The organism is Alicyclobacillus fructus (genome assembly GCF_017329605.1).
Taxonomy (GTDB): Bacteria; Bacillota; Bacilli; order Alicyclobacillales; family Alicyclobacillaceae; genus Alicyclobacillus; species Alicyclobacillus fructus.
In genome coordinates this window covers 65,682-83,715 of record NZ_JAFMTY010000003.1, presented here as the reverse complement: position 1 = coordinate 83,715, position 18,034 = coordinate 65,682, and the positions used below count along the sequence as shown (strand labels likewise).

General features: G+C 60.9%; 13 protein-coding genes. All 13 read right to left on the bottom strand.

Annotated features, from left to right (window positions below; all coding sequences use genetic code 11):
• Positions 1 to 16: 16 nt before the first annotated feature.
• Entirely contained in the window at positions 17 to 652 is a 636-nt protein-coding gene (rplC, locus tag J3481_RS02120) for a 50S ribosomal protein L3 (RefSeq protein ID WP_008339789.1), read from the bottom strand.
• A 54-nt stretch (positions 653 to 706) separates the two neighbouring features.
• Positions 707 to 1,015, bottom strand: a complete 309-nt coding sequence (rpsJ, locus tag J3481_RS02115) for a 30S ribosomal protein S10 (protein WP_008339792.1) — start codon at positions 1,013 to 1,015, stop codon at positions 707 to 709.
• 277 nt (positions 1,016 to 1,292) lie between these two features.
• A complete protein-coding gene (gene tuf / locus J3481_RS02110; protein WP_206830603.1) occupies positions 1,293 to 2,480 on the bottom strand; it encodes an elongation factor Tu in 1,188 nt (395 codons plus the stop codon).
• A 13-nt stretch (positions 2,481 to 2,493) separates the two neighbouring features.
• Positions 2,494 to 4,569 (bottom strand): elongation factor G, encoded by a 2,076-nt coding sequence (fusA, locus tag J3481_RS02105; RefSeq protein ID WP_206830604.1) that lies wholly within the window; start codon positions 4,567 to 4,569, stop codon positions 2,494 to 2,496.
• Between the two features lie 27 nt (positions 4,570 to 4,596).
• Positions 4,597 to 5,067, bottom strand: coding sequence for a 30S ribosomal protein S7 (rpsG, locus tag J3481_RS02100; RefSeq protein ID WP_206830605.1), 471 nt, complete (start codon positions 5,065 to 5,067; stop codon positions 4,597 to 4,599).
• A 69-nt stretch (positions 5,068 to 5,136) separates the two neighbouring features.
• Entirely contained in the window at positions 5,137 to 5,550 is a 414-nt protein-coding gene (rpsL, locus tag J3481_RS02095; protein WP_206830606.1) for a 30S ribosomal protein S12, read from the bottom strand.
• Positions 5,551 to 5,662: 112 nt separating this feature from the next.
• On the bottom strand, positions 5,663 to 5,920 hold the full coding sequence (locus J3481_RS02090) for a ribosomal L7Ae/L30e/S12e/Gadd45 family protein (protein WP_206830607.1): 258 nt from the start codon (positions 5,918 to 5,920) through the stop codon (positions 5,663 to 5,665).
• A 123-nt stretch (positions 5,921 to 6,043) separates the two neighbouring features.
• Positions 6,044 to 9,679 carry a DNA-directed RNA polymerase subunit beta' gene (gene rpoC / locus J3481_RS02085; protein WP_206830608.1) on the bottom strand — a complete coding sequence of 1,212 codons (3,636 nt, stop codon included), beginning with the start codon at positions 9,677 to 9,679 and terminating at the stop codon, positions 6,044 to 6,046.
• Between the two features lie 48 nt (positions 9,680 to 9,727).
• Positions 9,728 to 13,246: a DNA-directed RNA polymerase subunit beta gene (rpoB, locus tag J3481_RS02080; RefSeq protein ID WP_407929311.1), complete on the bottom strand. Its 3,519-nt coding sequence runs from the start codon at positions 13,244 to 13,246 to the stop codon at positions 9,728 to 9,730.
• Between the two features lie 434 nt (positions 13,247 to 13,680).
• Entirely contained in the window at positions 13,681 to 14,697 is a 1,017-nt protein-coding gene (locus J3481_RS02075; RefSeq protein ID WP_206830610.1) for a zinc-dependent alcohol dehydrogenase, read from the bottom strand.
• Between the two features lie 140 nt (positions 14,698 to 14,837).
• Complete coding sequence (locus J3481_RS02070; protein WP_206830611.1) at positions 14,838 to 15,650, bottom strand: helix-turn-helix transcriptional regulator; 813 nt, start codon at positions 15,648 to 15,650, stop codon at positions 14,838 to 14,840.
• 88 nt (positions 15,651 to 15,738) lie between these two features.
• Positions 15,739 to 16,599, bottom strand: coding sequence for an alpha/beta hydrolase (locus J3481_RS02065; RefSeq protein WP_206830612.1), 861 nt, complete (start codon positions 16,597 to 16,599; stop codon positions 15,739 to 15,741).
• 75 nt (positions 16,600 to 16,674) lie between these two features.
• Positions 16,675 to 17,880 (bottom strand): MFS transporter, encoded by a 1,206-nt coding sequence (locus J3481_RS02060; protein WP_236011032.1) that lies wholly within the window; start codon positions 17,878 to 17,880, stop codon positions 16,675 to 16,677.
• Positions 17,881 to 18,034 lie beyond the last annotated feature (154 nt).

Genomic DNA, 18,034 nt, shown 5'->3' with positions numbered 1-18,034 from the left:
CCTTCGGTCAGGCTCCTCACTTCTTCGCAGGCTGCTTGACAGCCGAACGGATGGTCACAAACGAATTCCGAGGCCCCGGGACCGATCCCTTGATGAGGATCACATTCTTCTCAGGATCCACCTTCACGACCTCAAGATTTTGCACCGTGACCCGCTCACCGCCCATACGCCCAGCCATCGTCTGGCCTTTAAAGGTGCGGTTCGGCGCGATGGAACCCAACGAACCCACGCCGCGGTGATACTTGGAACCGTGCGCCATCGGACCGCGATGCTGGTTGTGGCGCTTAATGGGGCCCGCAAAACCTTTGCCCTTCGATACGCCCGTCACATCGACGATATCGCCAGGCGCAAAGATGTCGGCTTTCACCTGCTGCCCAACCTCGTATTCCTCCACGTTCACGCCGCGGATTTCGCGGATGTACCGCTTCGGCGCCGTGCCAGCCTTGGCCGCATGGCCGATCTCCGGCTTCGTCGCGCGGCTCGCCTTCTTGTCCGCAAAGCCCAACTGAATGGCCTCATAGCCGTCCTTGTCCAGGACGCGCTTTTGAAGCACCACGCACGGGCCCGCCTCGATCACCGTCACCGGCACGACGTCTCCGTCCTCCGTGAAGACCTGCGTCATGCCGAGTTTGCGCCCGAGAATCCCTTTCACAGCGTGCACCTCCTCGTCACACGTTACAACGCATCCACGCGTTTCACACTATGATCAAAGCTTGATCTCGATGTCCACACCCGAGGGCAGATCGAGGCGCATCAGCGCATCCACGGTCTGCGGCGTCGGATTGTGAATGTCGATCAGACGCTTGTGCGTTCGAATCTCAAACTGCTCGCGCGAGTCCTTGTACTTGTGGGGAGCGCGAAGAATGGTGTACAGCTCGCGATCCGTCGGAAGAGGCACAGGCCCAGACACCTTGGCGCCCGAACGCTTGGCCGTCTCGACGATGCGCTCCGCAGATTGATCCAACACCGTGTGGTCATACGCCTTCAAGCGGATCCGAATCTTTTGCTTCGCCATATGTTTTCCCTCCTTTGTCGCCCAATTCGTTGGACATACTCAGCGGAAATTCCCCCAGCGGTATCCCATATGGCGCTGGACACATGGGCAACCTTCCGCCTCATCGCGTTTAGAGACCAACGCTCGATATTATACTAGAGGCGTCGTGCGCTGACAAGAGTTGTGACCGGTCTCCGCGAACTGCCCGCCAGGGGCGGTCTGCCTCTGTGCACAAGCGGAGAAGGCGGCCTACCGACCGCCTTCTCCGCTTCGCTATGAACCTGATTCACATCACAGCTCAGCTCAAGATCTTCGTCACAACGCCAGCGCCGACCGTGCGGCCGCCCTCGCGGATGGAGAAACGGGTGCCTTCCTCGACGGCGATGGGGGCGATGAGCTCCACGGTCATCGACACGTTGTCGCCCGGCATGACCATCTCGGTGCCCTCGGGCAGCTGGACGACGCCCGTGACGTCCGTCGTGCGGAAGTAGAACTGCGGCCGATAGCCGTTGAAGAACGGAGTATGACGGCCACCTTCTTCCTTCGTCAGGACGTACACCTCAGCCTCGAACTTGGTGTGCGGGTTGATGCTGCCCGGCTTGCAGAGCACCTGGCCGCGCTCCACGTCCTTGCGCTCGACGCCGCGGAGCAGCGCACCGATGTTGTCGCCCGCCTGCGCCTCGTCGAGGAGCTTGCGGAACATCTCGATGCCCGTCGCGACCGTCTTGCGGCGCTCTTCGCGCAGACCGACGATCTCGACCTCGTCGCCGACTTTGAGCGTACCGCGCTCCACACGGCCCGTCGCGACCGTACCGCGGCCGGTGATGGTGAACACGTCCTCAACCGGCATCAGGAACGGCTTTGAGGTGTCGCGCTCCGGCGTCGGGATGTACTCGTCGACCGCGTTCATGAGCTCCTCGATCTTCGCAACCCACTGCGGATCGCCCTCGAGAGCCTTCAGCGCGGAACCGCGAATGACCGGAACGTCGTCGCCGGGGAACTCGTACTCGTTGAGGAGTTCGCGAACCTCCATCTCGACGAGATCGAGCAACTCCTCATCGTCCACCATGTCGCACTTGTTCAGGAAGACGACGATGTACGGAACGCCCACCTGACGCGACAGGAGAATGTGCTCGCGCGTTTGCGGCATCGGGCCGTCCGCAGCGGACACCACGAGGATGGCGCCGTCCATCTGAGCCGCACCCGTGATCATGTTCTTCACGTAGTCAGCGTGCCCAGGGCAGTCGACGTGCGCGTAGTGACGCTTGTCCGTCTCGTACTCGACGTGCGCCGTGTTGATGGTGATGCCGCGCTCGCGCTCCTCCGGAGCCTTGTCGATATCCTCGTAGCGCTGCGCCTTGGCCTTACCCTTCGCAGCCAACACGGTCGTAATGGCGGCGGTCAGCGTCGTCTTACCATGGTCGACGTGGCCGATGGTCCCAATGTTGACGTGGGGTTTCGTGCGCTCAAATTTCTCCTTAGCCACCAGAGCTCACTCCTTATTCACCTTTGTTCTTCTTAATAATCCCCTCTGCGACGTTGCGCGGAACCTCATCGTAGTACGCGAGCTCCATCGCATACGTGCCGCGCCCTTGGGTGCGCGACCGCAGGGAGGTGGAATAACCAAACATCTCAGCAAGAGGCACATACGCCTTGATGACGCTGGCGTTGCCGCGCGTCTCCATTCCTTCGACGCGGCCGCGGCGGGCGTTGATATCGCCCAGGATGTCGCCCATGTACTCCTCCGGCACGGTCACCTCAACCCGCATGACCGGCTCGAGCAGGATGGGATCCGCCTTCTCGGCGCCAGCCTTGAGCGCCATGGAGCCCGCGATCTTGAACGCCATTTCGCTGGAGTCGACCTCGTGGTACGAACCGTCGTACAGCGTGGCCTTGATGTCCACCAGCGGATAACCCGCGAGGACGCCGTTGCGCATGGCCTCCTGGATGCCTTCCTCGACCGCCGGGATGTATTCCTTCGGTACGACGCCGCCGACGATCTTGTTCTCGAACACGAAGCCCTGACCGCGCTCGAGAGGCTCCAGGATGATCTTGACGTGGCCATACTGCCCGCGGCCGCCGGACTGCCGGACGAACCGGCCCTCCTGATCGACCCGCTTGGTGATGGTCTCGCGGTAAGCGACCTGAGGCTTACCGACGTTGCACTCGACCTTGAACTCGCGCTGCATGCGGTCGACGATGATCTCCAGGTGCAACTCGCCCATGCCCTGGATGATGGTCTGGCCGGTCTCCTGGTCCGTGTAGGTGCGGAACGTCGGATCCTCTTCCGCGAGCTTCTGAAGCGCAAGCGCCATCTTGTCCTGGTCCGCCTTGGTCTTCGGCTCGATCGACACCGAGATGACCGGATCCGGGAAGTCCATCGACTCCAGGATCACGACGTTCTTTTCATCACAGAGCGTGTCACCCGTCGTCGTGTCCTTCAGGCCGACCGCAGCCGCGATATCACCCGCGTAGACCTCTTCGATCTCCTCGCGGTGATTCGCGTGCATCTGCAGAATGCGCCCGATGCGCTCGCGCTTGCCCTTCGTCGAATTCAGCACGTACGAACCCGACTGAAGCGTGCCCGAGTACACCCGGAAGAAGGCGAGCTTGCCGACGAACGGATCGCTCATGATCTTGAACGCCAGCGCGGCGAACGGCTCGTCGTCCGACGAATGCCGCTCGACCTCCTGGCCGTCCGGCGTGAAGCCCTTGATGGCCGGGATGTCGTTCGGCGCAGGGAGATAATCGACGACCGCATCCAACATCGGCTGGACGCCTTTGTTGCGGTAGGAAGAGCCGCACAGAACCGGGAAGAGGAGACCTTTACAGGTGCCCTCGCGAAGCCCCGCCTTGATCTCTTCGACCGTCAGCTCTTCGCCCTCGAGGTACTTCATCATCAGTTCCTCGTTGACCTCGGCGACAGCCTCGATCATCTCGGCGCGCTTTTCCTCCGCGAGCGATTGCAGCTCCGGCGGGATGTCCGTGTTCTCGGCGCGCGTGCCGAGATCGTCCGTGTAGATGATCGCCTTCATTTCAATCAGGTCGACCATCCCTTTGAAGGTGTCCTCCGCGCCGATGGGCAGCTGAATCGGGACCGCCTTGGCACCCAGGCGCTTCTTCATCTGTTCGACACATGCCAGGAAGTCCGCGCCCACGATGTCCATCTTGTTGACGTAGGCGATACGAGGAACATGGTACTTGTCAGCCTGCCGCCACACCGTCTCGGACTGGGGCTCGACGCCCATTTTGGCGTCAAAGACCGCCACCGCGCCGTCGAGCACGCGCAGAGAACGCTCCACCTCAACCGTGAAGTCCACGTGCCCTGGCGTGTCGATAATGTTGATGCGGTGCCCCTTCCATTGACAGGTCGTAGCGGCGGACGTGATGGTGATCCCGCGCTCCTGCTCCTGGACCATCCAGTCCATGGTCGCGGCACCTTCGTGCACCTCGCCGATCTTGTGGACGCGGCCAGTGTAGAACAGGATACGCTCGGTTGTCGTCGTCTTACCGGCATCGATGTGAGCGATGATGCCGATATTCCGCGTCTTTTCGAGCGGGAATGCGCGTGCCATCGCGCCGCCTCCCTTCTAACCGTCAGATTACCAGCGATAATGCGCGAACGCCTTGTTGGCTTCCGCCATGCGGTGCGTATCCTCGCGCTTCCGAACCGCGCCGCCCGTGTTGTTGGCTGCGTCCATCAGTTCGGCGGCCAGGCGATACTCCATGCCCTTCTCGCTCCGCTGACGCGCATACTGCACCAACCAGCGAAGACCGAGCGAGATGCGGCGCTCCGGGCGAACCTCAACAGGAACCTGGTAGTTCGATCCGCCCACGCGGCGGGCCTTGACTTCCAGCACCGGCATCACGTTGCGCAGCGCAGCCTCGAAGACCTCCATCGGGTCTTTCCCGGTGCGCTCACGAATGATATCGAACGCCTTGTAGACGATGCGTTCCGCGATGCCCTTCTTCCCGTCGACCATCACCTTGTTGATCAGGCGAGCGACCAACTTGTTGTTGTAAACGGGATCCGGCAACACATCACGCTTTGGGACGGGCCCCTTTCTCGGCACACTGCCCCCTCCTTTCCAAGCGATTCATCCAGCCCATGCAGTCGGACGATACATGCCAGCGAAACCGACTTACTTCTTCGGCCGCTTCGCCCCGTACTTGGAACGGCCCTGCATGCGATCCTTCACGCCGGCCGAATCCAGCGCGCCGCGGACGATGTGGTAACGCACACCCGGCAAGTCCTTGACGCGTCCGCCGCGGACGAGCACGACGGAGTGCTCTTGCAAATTGTGCCCAATGCCAGGGATGTACGCCGTGACCTCGATGGTGTTGGTCAGACGCACACGCGCATATTTCCGAAGTGCCGAGTTCGGCTTCTTCGGCGTCATGGTGCCCACGCGCGTGCACACCCCGCGCTTCTGGGGAGACGGCAAGTTCGTCAGCTTCTTGGTCTGGCTGTTGTAGCCGAACTGCAGCGCAGGCGCCTTGGACTTCTTCACGACGGCCTTGCGGCCTTTGCGCACCAATTGGTTGATGGTCGGCACCCGTGCACCTCCTCTCAAGTGTTCACGTCCTTGCGGTTGACCCTCTCGCAAGACCACAGACCCAGGCGGTTCATCGGTCCGCAAACAAAAAGCACGCCAAAGCGAAGCATCGCTACTCTGCGAGGATACAGGCGGACGCCGCGCCGACTTCAATACCGCACGCTTTCCCGAGTTGCCTCATGGTGTCGACCCATTCAATCGGAACACCGAGTTTCGACGCCAATTGCACCACAGGTTCCGTCACTCGCGGCTCGGCATCCTTCGCGACATACACGCACACCACTTGACCAGACGTCTGCCTCAGTGCCTTCAGCGTCTGGTTGGTGCCGACGGTCTTCTTCTTCGCTTGGCGTATGTCGTCAAGGGACACCGCACGATCCTCCTCAATGGAAAACATCGTGCTGACGCACACTAGGGAATTCTATCATCGCGATTTCCGGGCTGTCAACCAAACGCCGGTCGACAGCCCGAATTTCCCAACCGCCTCGAACCGTCAGTCTGCGCTCGACACTGCCTCCGCCTCGGCCCCTTCTTGCCCAGCGGCCGCTTCGGCGTCGCCAGGGCGCACCACCTCGGGCTCCACGTTGCGGTACCTGACCATGCCCGTGCCCGCCGGAATCAGTTTCCCGATGATCACGTTCTCCTTCAGGCCGAGCAGGCGGTCCACCTTGCCCTTGATGGCGGCCTCGGTGAGCACGCGGGTCGTCTCCTGGAACGAAGCCGCCGACAGGAACGAGTCGGTCTCGAGCGACGCCTTTGTGATGCCGAGCAGAGCCGGGCGCGCCACAGCGGGCTCTTTGCCCGAGAGAAGCGCCTCCCGGTTCGCCGCTTCGTACTCGAACAGATCCACATAGGTGCCCGGCAGAAGCTCCGTGTCTCCCGCGTCGAGAATGCGAACTTTCCTCAACATCTGCCGGATCATCACTTCGATGTGCTTGTCGTTGATGTCCACGCCCTGGAGCCGGTAGACGCGCTGCACCTCGCGCAGCAGATAGTTCTGCACGCCCTGCAGGCCCTTGACCCGGAGCATCTCCTTCGGATCGACCGAACCCTCGGTCAATTCCTCGCCAGCCTCCAACTGCTGGCCGACACTGACCCGGATGCGCGATCCGTACGGGATCTGATAGGTCTTCGTCTCGCTCTCGCCCGTCAGCTCAATCTCGCGCTTGTCCTTGCCCTCGCGAATATCCGTGATGACGCCGTCGAATTCGGCGATCACGGCCTGACCCTTCGGGTTGCGCGCCTCGAAGAGCTCCTGCACGCGCGGCAGACCCTGCGTGATGTCGTCGCCGGCGACACCGCCCGTGTGGAACGTGCGCATCGTGAGCTGCGTACCCGGCTCGCCGATGGACTGCGCGGCGATGATGCCGACGGCCTCGCCGACCTCCACCATGTCGCCCGTCGCGAGATTGCGGCCATAGCACAGCTGGCACACGCCATGGCGCGTCCGGCAGGTGAGGACGGAGCGGATGGTGACCTCCTTGATGCCCGCCGCGACGATCTTGTCGGCGGCCTCTTCGTCGATCATCTCGTTCTTGCCGACGATCTTCTCGCCCGTCTCGGGATGGTACACGTCCTGGAATGCGACGCGCCCTTCAAGGCGATCGCGCAAGTCCTCGATGACCTCGCTGCCGTCCCGGATCTCCATCACCCTTAGGCCCTTGTCGGTCCCGCAGTCGTGCTCGCGAACGATGGTGTCCTGCGCCACGTCCACGAGGCGGCGGGTGAGGTAACCGGAGTCCGCCGTCCGGAGCGCGGTGTCGGCGAGACCCTTGCGGGCGCCGTGCGTCGAAATGAAGTATTCCAGCACCGACAGGCCCTCGCGGAAGTTCGACTTGATGGCCAGCTGGATGATCTCGCCCGATGGATTCGCCATCAACCCGCGCATGCCCGCCAGCTGCGTGATCTGGGAGTTCGAACCGCGCGCGCCGGAGGTCGCCATCATATAGATGGGGTTGAACTGATCCATGCTCTCCATCAGGATGGACGAGATCTGCTCCTTGGCCTCCGACCAAATCTGGCTGAACGTCACATACTGCTCTTCTTCGGTGATGAGCCCGCGCCGGTACTGCAGCTTCAGCTTGTGCTCCTTGGCTTCGGCCTCGGCGATGATCCGCTTCTTCTCCTCAGGCACCACGATGTCGCTGATGGAAATGGTGATGCCCGCGAGCGTCGAGTAGTGGAACCCGAGGCGCTTGACCTTGTCCAGGATTTCCGCCGTCATCGTCGTTCCATAGCGGCGGAAACACTCGGCGAGAATATTGCCAAGGTCCTTCTTGATGACCGCCTTCGGAATCGGCCGCTTGAGAATCGCCTCCCGCACGTCCACGCCCTTCTCGAAGATGAACGTCTCATCGGGCGGCCCTCCGAGCAGGTTCGACTTCGCCGCCGAATGGAGATACGGGAAGTCGGCCGGGAAGATGCTGTTGAAGATGAGCTTGCCCGGCGTCGTGATCAGGAGCGCATTGGCCTGCTTTTCCGTGAACGACGTCTTGCCGACCGCCTTCGCCGGAAGCGCGATGCGCGTCTGCAAGGTGATCAGCCGTTGATGGAGCGCGTACTCGACCTCGGACATCGAGGCAAAGACCTTGCCTTCGCCGGGGGCGCCCTCGCGCTCGATGGTCAGATAGTACGAACCGAGCACCATGTCCTGCGTCGGCGTGACAACAGGTTTGCCGTCCTTCGGATTGAGGATGTTGTGAGCCGCGAGCATCAACAGCCGCGCCTCCGCCTGTGCCTCGGCCGAAAGCGGGACGTGAACGGCCATTTGGTCGCCGTCAAAGTCCGCGTTGTACGCCGTGCACACGAGCGGGTGCAGCTTGATGGCGCGCCCCTCGACGAGGACGGGCTCGAACGCCTGGATACCCAGGCGGTGCAGCGTCGGCGCGCGGTTCAACAGCACCGGGTGCTGCTTGATGACGTCCTCGACGACGTCCCACACTTCATCCGACACGCGCTCGACCTTTCGCTTCGCGCTCTTGATGTTGTGCGCAAGTCCGCGCGCGACGAGCTCTTTCATCACGAACGGCTTGAACAGCTCGAGCGCCATTTCCTTCGGCAGGCCGCACTGGTACATGCGCAGTTCAGGGCCCACTACAATAACGGATCGGCCCGAGTAGTCGACGCGCTTGCCGAGCAGGTTCTGCCGGAAGCGACCCTGCTTCCCCTTCAGCATGTGCGACAGGCTCTTGAGCGGGCGGTTGCCAGGGCCGGTCACCGGGCGACCGCGGCGGCCGTTGTCGATCAGCGCGTCCACGGCCTCCTGCAACATCCGCTTCTCGTTCTGCACGATGATATCGGGCGCGCCGAGATCGAGCAGGCGCTTCAGGCGGTTGTTGCGGTTGATGACGCGCCGATACAGATCGTTCAGGTCCGATGTCGCGAAACGCCCACCGTCGAGCTGCACCATCGGGCGAAGATCGGGCGGGATCACCGGCAGCGCCTCGAGGATCATCCAGCTCGGCTTGTTGCCGGACTGGCGGAACGCCTCGATGACCTCAAGCCGCTTGATGGCCCGGTTGCGCCGCTGCCCTTGCGCGGTGCGGAGCTCCTCGCGCAGGATCTCGACTTCGCGGTCGAGATCGATCTCCTGCAGGAGCGTGCGGATGGCCTCCGCGCCCATGCCCGCCTTGAACGCGTACCCGTACTTCTCACGGTAGGAGCGATACTCCTTCTCCGAAAGAAGCTGCTTCTTTTCGAGCGGCGTGTCGCCGGGATCGGTCACGACGTACGACGCGAAGTAGATGACCTCCTCGAGCGCGCGCGGCGACATGTCGAGGATGAGCCCCATGCGGCTCGGGATGCCCTTGAAGAACCAGATGTGCGAGACAGGCGCCGCCAGCTCGATGTGCCCCATGCGCTCGCGGCGCACCTTGGACCGCGTGACCTCGACGCCGCAGCGGTCGCACACGACGCCCTTGTAGCGGATCCGCTTGTACTTGCCGCAGTGGCACTCCCAGTCGCGCGTCGGGCCGAAGATCTTCTCACAGAACAGCCCCTCCTTCTCTGGGCGGAGCGTGCGGTAATTGATGGTCTCCGGCTTCTTCACCTCGCCGTGCGACCAAGAGCGGATCTTTTCCGGCGACGCGAGTCCAATCTTCATGAACTCAAAGTTGTTCAGGTCAAACAACTTGTGCACCCTCCAATCGTCGTGCCTGGGTATCGGTCTCGCACAGGGTCAATCGCCGACCTCGTTGTACTCCAGGTTCAGATTGAGCTTCTCGGGGCTGTCCTCGTCGTCGTCCATCTCCTTCATTTCGATCTCGCGCTCGTCGCCGCTCAAAATCTTCACGTCCATGCCCAAGCTCTGGAGCTCTTTGATGAGCACCTTGAACGACTCCGGCACGCCCGGCTCCGGCACGTTCTCGCCCTTGACGATAGCCTCGTACGTCTTCACACGGCCCACGACGTCGTCCGACTTGACCGTGAGAAGCTCTTGCAGGGTGTACGCCGCGCCGTACGCCTCGAGCGCCCACACCTCCATCTCGCCAAACCGCTGGCCGCCAAACTGCGCCTTTCCTCCGAGCGGCTGCTGCGTGACGAGCGAGTACGGGCCCGTGGAGCGGGCGTGAATCTTGTCGTCCACCAGGTGGTGCAGCTTCATCATGTACACGTAACCGACGGTGACGCGGTTCTCAAACGGCTCGCCGGTCCGCCCGTCGTACAGCACCTGCTTGCCGTCCTCCGGCAGCCCCGCTTCGCGCAGGGTCTCAAACACGTCTTCCGGCTTCGCGCCGTCAAACACCGGCGTCGCCATCTTCAGGCCAAGCACCTTCGCCGCCATGCCGAGGTGCGTCTCCAGCACCTGCCCGATGTTCATACGAGACGGCACACCGAGCGGATTCAGCACGATCTCGACCGGCGTCCCATCCTCGAGGAACGGCATATCCTCTTCCGGCAGAATGCGCGCCACTACGCCCTTGTTGCCATGGCGCCCGGCCATCTTGTCGCCCTCGGAAATCTTGCGCTTCTGCGCCACATACACCCGCACCAGCTGATTCACGCCGGCAGGCAGTTCGTCGCCGTTCTCGCGCGTGAACACCTTGACATCCACGACGATCCCGGCGCCACCGTGCGGGACGCGAAGCGAGGTATCGCGGACCTCGCGCGCCTTTTCGCCGAAGATGGCGTGCAACAGCCGCTCCTCCGCCGTGAGCTCCGTGACCCCCTTCGGCGTCACCTTGCCGACCAGGATGTCGTTCGTCGTGATCTCCGCGCCAATGCGGATGATGCCGCGCTCGTCGAGATTCTTGAGCGCATCCTCGCCCACATTCGGGATGTCGCGGGTGATTTCCTCAGGCCCCAGCTTCGTGTCGCGCGCCTCGATCTCGTACTCCTCGATGTGAATGGACGTGTAGACGTCCTCCTTCACCATCTTCTCGGAGATGAGAATCGCGTCCTCGTAGTTGTAGCCTTCCCACGTCATGAACGCGACGAGCACGTTCCGCCCAAGCGCCAGCTCGCCGTTTTGCGTGGCCGGCCCGTCCGCGAGGATGTCGCCCACCTTGACGCGATCGCCCTCGCGCACGATGGGCCGCTGGTTCAAGCACGTGTTCTGGTTGGAGCGCGCAAACTTGATCAGCTTGTATTTGTGGACGTTGCCCTTGACCACCTGTCCGTCCACCACGGCCTCTTCGCGCACCCAGATTTCGCGCGCCGTCACGCGCTCGACGACGCCGTTGTGCTTCGAGACCACGCACACGCCCGAGTCCTTCGCCGCCTGGTACTCCATCCCCGTGCCCACGAGCGGCGAATCGGTCACGAGAAGCGGGACCGCTTGGCGCTGCATGTTCGATCCCATGAGCGCGCGGTTGGCATCGTCGTTCTCCAAGAACGGAATGAGCGCCGTGGCGACCGACACGACCTGCTTCGGCGAAACGTCCATGTAGTCGATGCGATCCCGGCTCACGGTGATCACGTCTTCGCGCGATCGCACCGTGATTTCCTCCGCGACGAAGTGACCGTCCTCCGTCAGCGGCTCGTTCGCCTGCGCAATCAGGTAATTCTCTTCCTCGTCGGCCGTCAGATAATCGATCTGGTCCGTCACCACGCCCGTCTCCGGATCGACGCGCCGGTATGGCGTCTCGATGAAGCCGTACTCGTTGACGCGCGCGTACGTCGAGAGCGAGTTGATGAGGCCGATGTTCGGGCCTTCCGGCGTCTCGATGGGGCACATGCGGCCGTAGTGCGAATAGTGCACGTCGCGGACCTCAAATCCCGCGCGCTCGCGCGTCAGACCGCCGGGCCCGAGCGCCGAGAGGCGCCGCTTGTGCGTGAGCTCCGCCAGCGGGTTCGTTTGGTCCATGAACTGCGAGAGCTGGCTGGAACCGAAAAACTCCTTGATGGCCGCAATCACCGGCCGAATGTTGATCAAAGCCTGAGGCGTGATCGCGCTCGCGTCCTGAATGGACATGCGCTCGCGCACCACCCGCTCCATGCGGGACAGGCCAATGCGGAACTGGTTCTGCAGCAACTCGCCCACGGACCGGAGGCGACGGTTGCCGAGGTGATCGATGTCGTCGGTGGTCCCCACGCCGCGCAGCAGGTTGAAGAAATACGAGACCGCGGCGATGATATCGGACGGCGTAATGTATTTGACGTCCGCCGGCAGTTCGCCGTTCGAGATGACGTGAAGGATCTTGCCGTCTTCCGCCGGACTGAAGATCTTCACCATCTGCAGCGGGATCTCTTCGTCCTCGAACAAGTCGCGCGTGCCGCGAATCGTGAACCGCCCCACCTTGCCGGACAGGCGCGGGATGATCCGATCCAGCGTCCGGCGGTCCAATACGGTTCCGGCCTCCGCGATGATCTCGCCCGTCTCTTCATCCACGAGCGTCTCCGCGAGCCGCTGATTCAACAACCGGTTTTTCAGGTGAAGCTTTTTATTGATTTTGTATCGGCCCACCGCAGCCAGGTCGTAGCGCTTGGGATCGAAGAACCGCGACGCGAGCAACGCGCGCGCATTCTCCACCGTCGGCGGTTCACCCGGGCGAAGGCGCTCATAGATTTCGATCAGCGCTCGCTCGGTCGAATCCGTGGTATCCTTGTCCAACGTGTTCTGCAGGTACTCATCCTCGCCCAACAGCTCGATGATCTCGGCGTCCGACGACAAACCGAGCGCCCGCAGGAGCACGGTGATGGGAAGTTTGCGCGTGCGGTCGATCCGGACGTAGACCACGTCCTTCGCGTCCGTCTCAAACTCGAGCCATGCGCCGCGGTTCGGGATGACCGTGGCAGCGAACGTACGTTTGCCATTCTTGTCGATCTTGCTGCTATAATAGACGCTGGGGGAGCGGACGAGCTGGCTGACGATCACGCGCTCCGCACCGTTGATGATGAAGGTTCCCGTCTCGGTCATGAGCGGGAAATCGCCAAGGAACACTTCCTGCTCCTTGACCTCGCCCGTCTCCTTGTTCAGAAGGCGAACCTTCACCCGGAGCGGCGCCGCGTACGTCACATCGCGCTCCTTCGATTCTTCGACGTCGTACTTGGGCTCGCCGAGGCTGTAATCCACGAACTCAAGCACAAGGTTCCCGGTAAAGTCCGTGATGGGAGAGATGTCCGCGAAGGTCTCGCGAAGGCCCTCCCGCAGGAACCACTGGTACGACTTTTGTTGGATCTCGATGAGGTTTGGGAGATCGAGGACCTCGCGAATGCGCGCGTAGCTGCGGCGCTCCGCCCATCCGTACTTGACCATGTGTCCCTGCAAAACCGTCACCCCTCAAGCGGATTTGTTGGACGATGCGCAAAGGAGGCTTTGCATCAGAGGTCTTCTTGAGCTCGGACGAGCCAAGTCAGACAAAGAGACAAGCGCCGCACACAAAAAGACGCCAGGACGACGCTCGAGGAGCGACCTCCTGTTCTTGACTTTTGCGTGCAGCACTTCTCTTTCAACTCGGCATGCTAGACGATGATGGACACGCCAGTCGTATTCACCTATTCCCCAAAAGGATGGATTTTATGCGCGAAGAGGAGGCATCCGTCCAAACAACTCAGTTTGCATTGGTTGATGATATCACATACGGTGTGGGCGATCAAGGACTCCATGCGGAGATCCATGAGCGCATAGCAAGTAGCGTCGACGCGATGTGGATCTCAGGCCATGCCCCGCCATAAGGTCTTCAAGAGGTTTCAAGGAAAGACCACGACCACTTTATCGGCGGCTCCGGGCGTCTTGGCGAGATCGAGCGCCTCCAAAGCCTGTTCAAACGGAATCCTGTGGCTGATGATGGCGCGGTATTTGTCCCAATTCGCAATCAATGTATCCGTGACCTCGAAAATCTCCGTCGGATAGCCCATGGACAGCCGAATATCCAGCTCAGTGGCCAGTATGGCGCCGAAATCGACCTCAACCGGCGCTTTATGAACGGCAACAATCGTCAGTTTCGCCAGGTGCTTCGCCGACGACAGTGCCTGCTGAATGACCGAAGGAGCCCCTGCAGCATCGATGTAGATATCCGTTCCCGCCTTCGGCCCGTGGCCGACGCCATCCGCGCTGGTTCCATGCAGGCGAATCAGCTCTTGGACCACGTCCTGTTCCCCGGCATGAATCACTGCGTCCGCACCCACCTGAAGGGCCGTCTCGAGGCGTCGCTCCAACACATCGATGGCGACGACGTGAGCGACCCCTCGCGCCTTGAGGCTGATGACCGCTCCCAGACCAATCGGGCCCGCTCCGAAAACGGCCACGGCATCGCCGGATTTGGCTCCAGAACGATTCACCGCGTGATGCGCAACGGCCATGGGCTCATTGAGCGCAGCCACTTCCCATGGAATTTCCTTGGGGATGACTCGGAATTGAAGCCCCGCCTTCGCGTCTTGGACGAGAACGTACTCGCACAATCCTCCTTGTGCTCCTCCGCTGCCGAGCAACCCATCGCGGAAAGCCATTGGGTTGATCACGACGTGATCGCCAACTTGGACGCCACTGACCTTTGGCCCGACGTGCACGACCTCCGCGGCGGGCTCGTGACCGAGCGGCGTATTGCCCTGGCGAGGCGGTATGCCGCCCATCTTGATGTAGTACGCATCCGATCCGCATATGCCGCAAGCGCGCATCTTGAGCAGCACATCGGAGTCACCAGGGCGGGGGAGCTCCACGTCTCTCCACTCGACCGCGTCTTTGCCCGACACATACACAGCCCTCACGTCAGCCAGCTCTCCTTTCGTCCGCCTCAGCCATCCCGACGTTGCCAGTGCACATCAACCGTCCGATTCTTCCAACTTTTCGCCTCTGAGCACTGGATCTAGGCGCCCCTGCGCGCAGGCGGGCGAGTTTCGTCTGCTTGTCAGGTGCGGCGAACGCTCTTTCTGTACTCCCCCGGCGTCAGCCCCCAAATTTTCTTAAATGCTCGGGTGAACGATCGCTCGGTGCGAAAGCCGCAGTCGAGCGCAATGTTCACGATGCTCTTATCGCTGTACCGAAGCTCTTCTGCCGCCTTCTCCACGCGAAGGACCGTCAGGTATTCCTTCGGCGACAGCCCCATTCGCTTCTTCACGACTTGGGAAAAGTATTCGGGACTATAACCCAGTTCTCGCGCCGCTTCCGCCACCGTCAACTGTGCGTCATGGGCATGCATTTGAAAGTAGTTCGAGATCACCGAGATCGTCTCCAGACCTCTTTTGGAGGTCCGCGCAGGATCACCTACGCGGCGGTCGATAAAATCGCTTTCTAACACCAACAGGATTTGCAAGCTCAAAATGGAGAGTTCCAATGCGAGGATGGGAGAAGGGACATAGCGTTCGTAACGCTGCGCGAAGTCGCCGAGCAGACCGCGCAAGCGCGTGAGGGCCTCCATTTTCCGAGTCCGACTCGGCAGCGCGACAAACGATGTCCTTTCCCACTCGGGATCGAATCGCCGTATCAGTTCCGAGGGTATGAACAAGGTGAGGACGCGCCGACCACTACCATGCCCCAGCTGAAACGAATGCACGCGGTCGGCGTTGATGATGAGGACGTCGTCGGTCTCGGGATGAAATTCCTCACCTTCAATGATCACCCTGTCGACGTGCCCGGAAAGCACATAGCAGATCTCAACGCTTGAATGCCAATGCGGAGCCACGTAATCCGGTTCATCCGAAGTGTGGAGGATGGCTCGCACAGGCAGCCCTTCGTCCAAACGAATGTTTTCATAGGCGAGGCGGGCGCAACCCTCCTTAGGTCGCCATGAGAGCGCCTCGCCGCCGATGTCAACAGAGGTACTTTGCGAAGAAGTCGACCACCATGTCGAGAACGGTTTGATCGGAAAAGCCCGGGGTTCCATGACCCTCACCCTCCAATCGCACGAGCCACGCTTGGTGTCCATGCTCCTTCAAAGCGCGATACAAAAGCTCACTCTGCTGGTACGGCACGAACGGATCCTTATCGCCGTGACAAATGAGAAAGGGAGGGAGGGGCCTGTCGGGTGTCACATACGTGATCGGATTTGCGCGCGACGCGAGCTCCGGCTGCTCTTGAATCGGCGCCCCGATGTACAGGGATTCCGGAGAATCGGGCGCGTCGTGATCCTGGATGGAACCGGCTTCATTCATCCTGAGAAAATCCGTCGGACCAAACCAGTCCACCACAGCCCTAACCGAACCGTCGCAGTCCGACGAGCTCTCTACAAACTCCGAGCTTCCCCCCGCAACCCCGACCATTGCGGCCAAGTTGCCTCCAGAGGACGCTCCCCAGATGCCAATCCGTTCTGGATCTACGCCTAATTCGCTTGCCTCTCGTTTGACGTACCGAACAGCTTCGATCACGTCGATCACGGCAGCAGGAAAGGTGTCCTCGTAGCTGTAGGTGTGTTCGACAGAACCGACCACAAACCCTTTCGACACCAAGTACAGAATCTGCGGGGCGCTTGCCAAGAGATACTGAGGTCCCGACGCGCCAAACGCGCAGCCCTGAATGTAGAGCACCACCGGGCTCTTCTCCTGCCTCACGGGAGGATAGAAGAAGTGAATCGAAAGCTTTCGCTTGGCATGCCTGTATACACGCGGAAATTCGACGACAGGAACCGTCGGACTAAGGTTTCGCAAGACCACAACCCCATCTTGAAACTCCATCTCGATGAACCACCTTTCTCACGCTCGATTCGGAAATTCTCAGTCAAAGCGCATGTTGAAATCCAAGGGCTTCTGTTATACGGTTCCTTCCACCGGGGCGCTCGCCAAGGAACCCTGTTTCAGTCTGGGATGCGTCTCTTTGTACGCGAGCCCAAACACGAATGTCATGCTAATGATGACCAACGCGAAAATCATGGCCGCCCGCAGCCCGAAGTGGTCGCCTAGAGCGCCCGCGACAATCGAGCCCACGGTGCCCCCGATGACTTCCCCCACGAAATTCGGCAGCGCTTGGGCTGTCGCCGCGAAGCGCGGAGGAACCGATTCGCCCGGAATGACGAACATACACATGCTCGCAATACCCTGGCCAAGACACAAAATGACGCACGTAATCAGCAGGGCCGGGATATGGTGCACAAATAAGAGAAAGGGAATGGGTGAAAGCGACGAACAAAAGCTTGCAATGAGGAAGGCTTTTTTGCGACCAATTTTGTCTGACAATCCAGGCAATAAGATATTGCCGACGACGGACATCGCTCCGTAAAAGCTGACGATGGACGCCGCCGTGGTCTGCTTCAGTCCCCCAACCTGCACGAGGTACAGCGGCAAGAACGTGCTCAACGTTGCAATGCATCCTCCGACAAAGAACACCGCGATGACCATCGACAGCCACACATTCCGATTTCGCAATACGACGCGAACGTCTGCCCATCGGATGCGTGCGTCCCTGCCTGCCTCGACGCCCACCGCCATGGTTTTTGGTTCCCTCATGAACTTAGCCAACAGTGCAGCGAGAATCAGTCCTGGTAACGTAATGACAAACAGGGCATACCGCCAGTTCCAGGTCGTCGCAATCCAAACGAGCAGGATCGGCGCAATGGCATTGAAGAGCGATGACGTGGCGACGGGCAGGCCGGTATTCAATCCACGCCTCCCTTCGCTCGACTCGGCGAGAACGGTCGACTGCAGCAAGGGAATCGCAGGACCTTCGGCGGCTCCTAGCAACACCCGAGCCAGCAGGAACGCGACGAAGGACGTGGCGATGCCTGAAACAAAGGTCGACAGCGAGAAGATCAAAACGACCGTGATCAACAGAGGTTTTTTCTTGCCGATCACATCCGAAACGTATGCGAAGATCAATGCACCAAAGCCCCACCCCAGTGCAACGGCAGACATCGTTTCGCCGAGTTGGGCGTCGTTCAAGTGCATGGCCTTCGCAATTTGAGGAAAAAGATTGGTGATGCCGAAGCGATCGACAAAGATGAGCCCATAACCTACGCACATCAGAGCGACAATTCCGTTTTCATACGACCACCATCTCGACCTCATGATCAACGCTCCCCCTTCCCACCTAAAGCGTTTTCATGCTTGACCTCATTATAGGTGAGCCGGAGAGGCTTCGCGCGCCACTATTTTCGATGTCACCCGACAGAACTTT

Bases quoted from the DNA above. Each gene is read 5' to 3' on its own strand.
- J3481_RS02060 (WP_236011032.1), bottom strand. From the start codon at position 17,880: ATGTGCGTAGGTTATGGGCTCATCTTTGTCGATCGCTTCGGCATCACC.
- fusA (WP_206830604.1), bottom strand. From the start codon at position 4,569: ATGGCACGCGCATTCCCGCTCGAAAAGACGCGGAATATCGGCATCATC.
- rpoB (WP_407929311.1), bottom strand. From the start codon at position 13,246: ATGGTCAAGTACGGATGGGCGGAGCGCCGCAGCTACGCGCGCATTCGC.
- rpsJ (WP_008339792.1), bottom strand. From the start codon at position 1,015: ATGGCGAAGCAAAAGATTCGGATCCGCTTGAAGGCGTATGACCACACG.
- J3481_RS02065 (WP_206830612.1), bottom strand. From the start codon at position 16,599: ATGGAGTTTCAAGATGGGGTTGTGGTCTTGCGAAACCTTAGTCCGACG.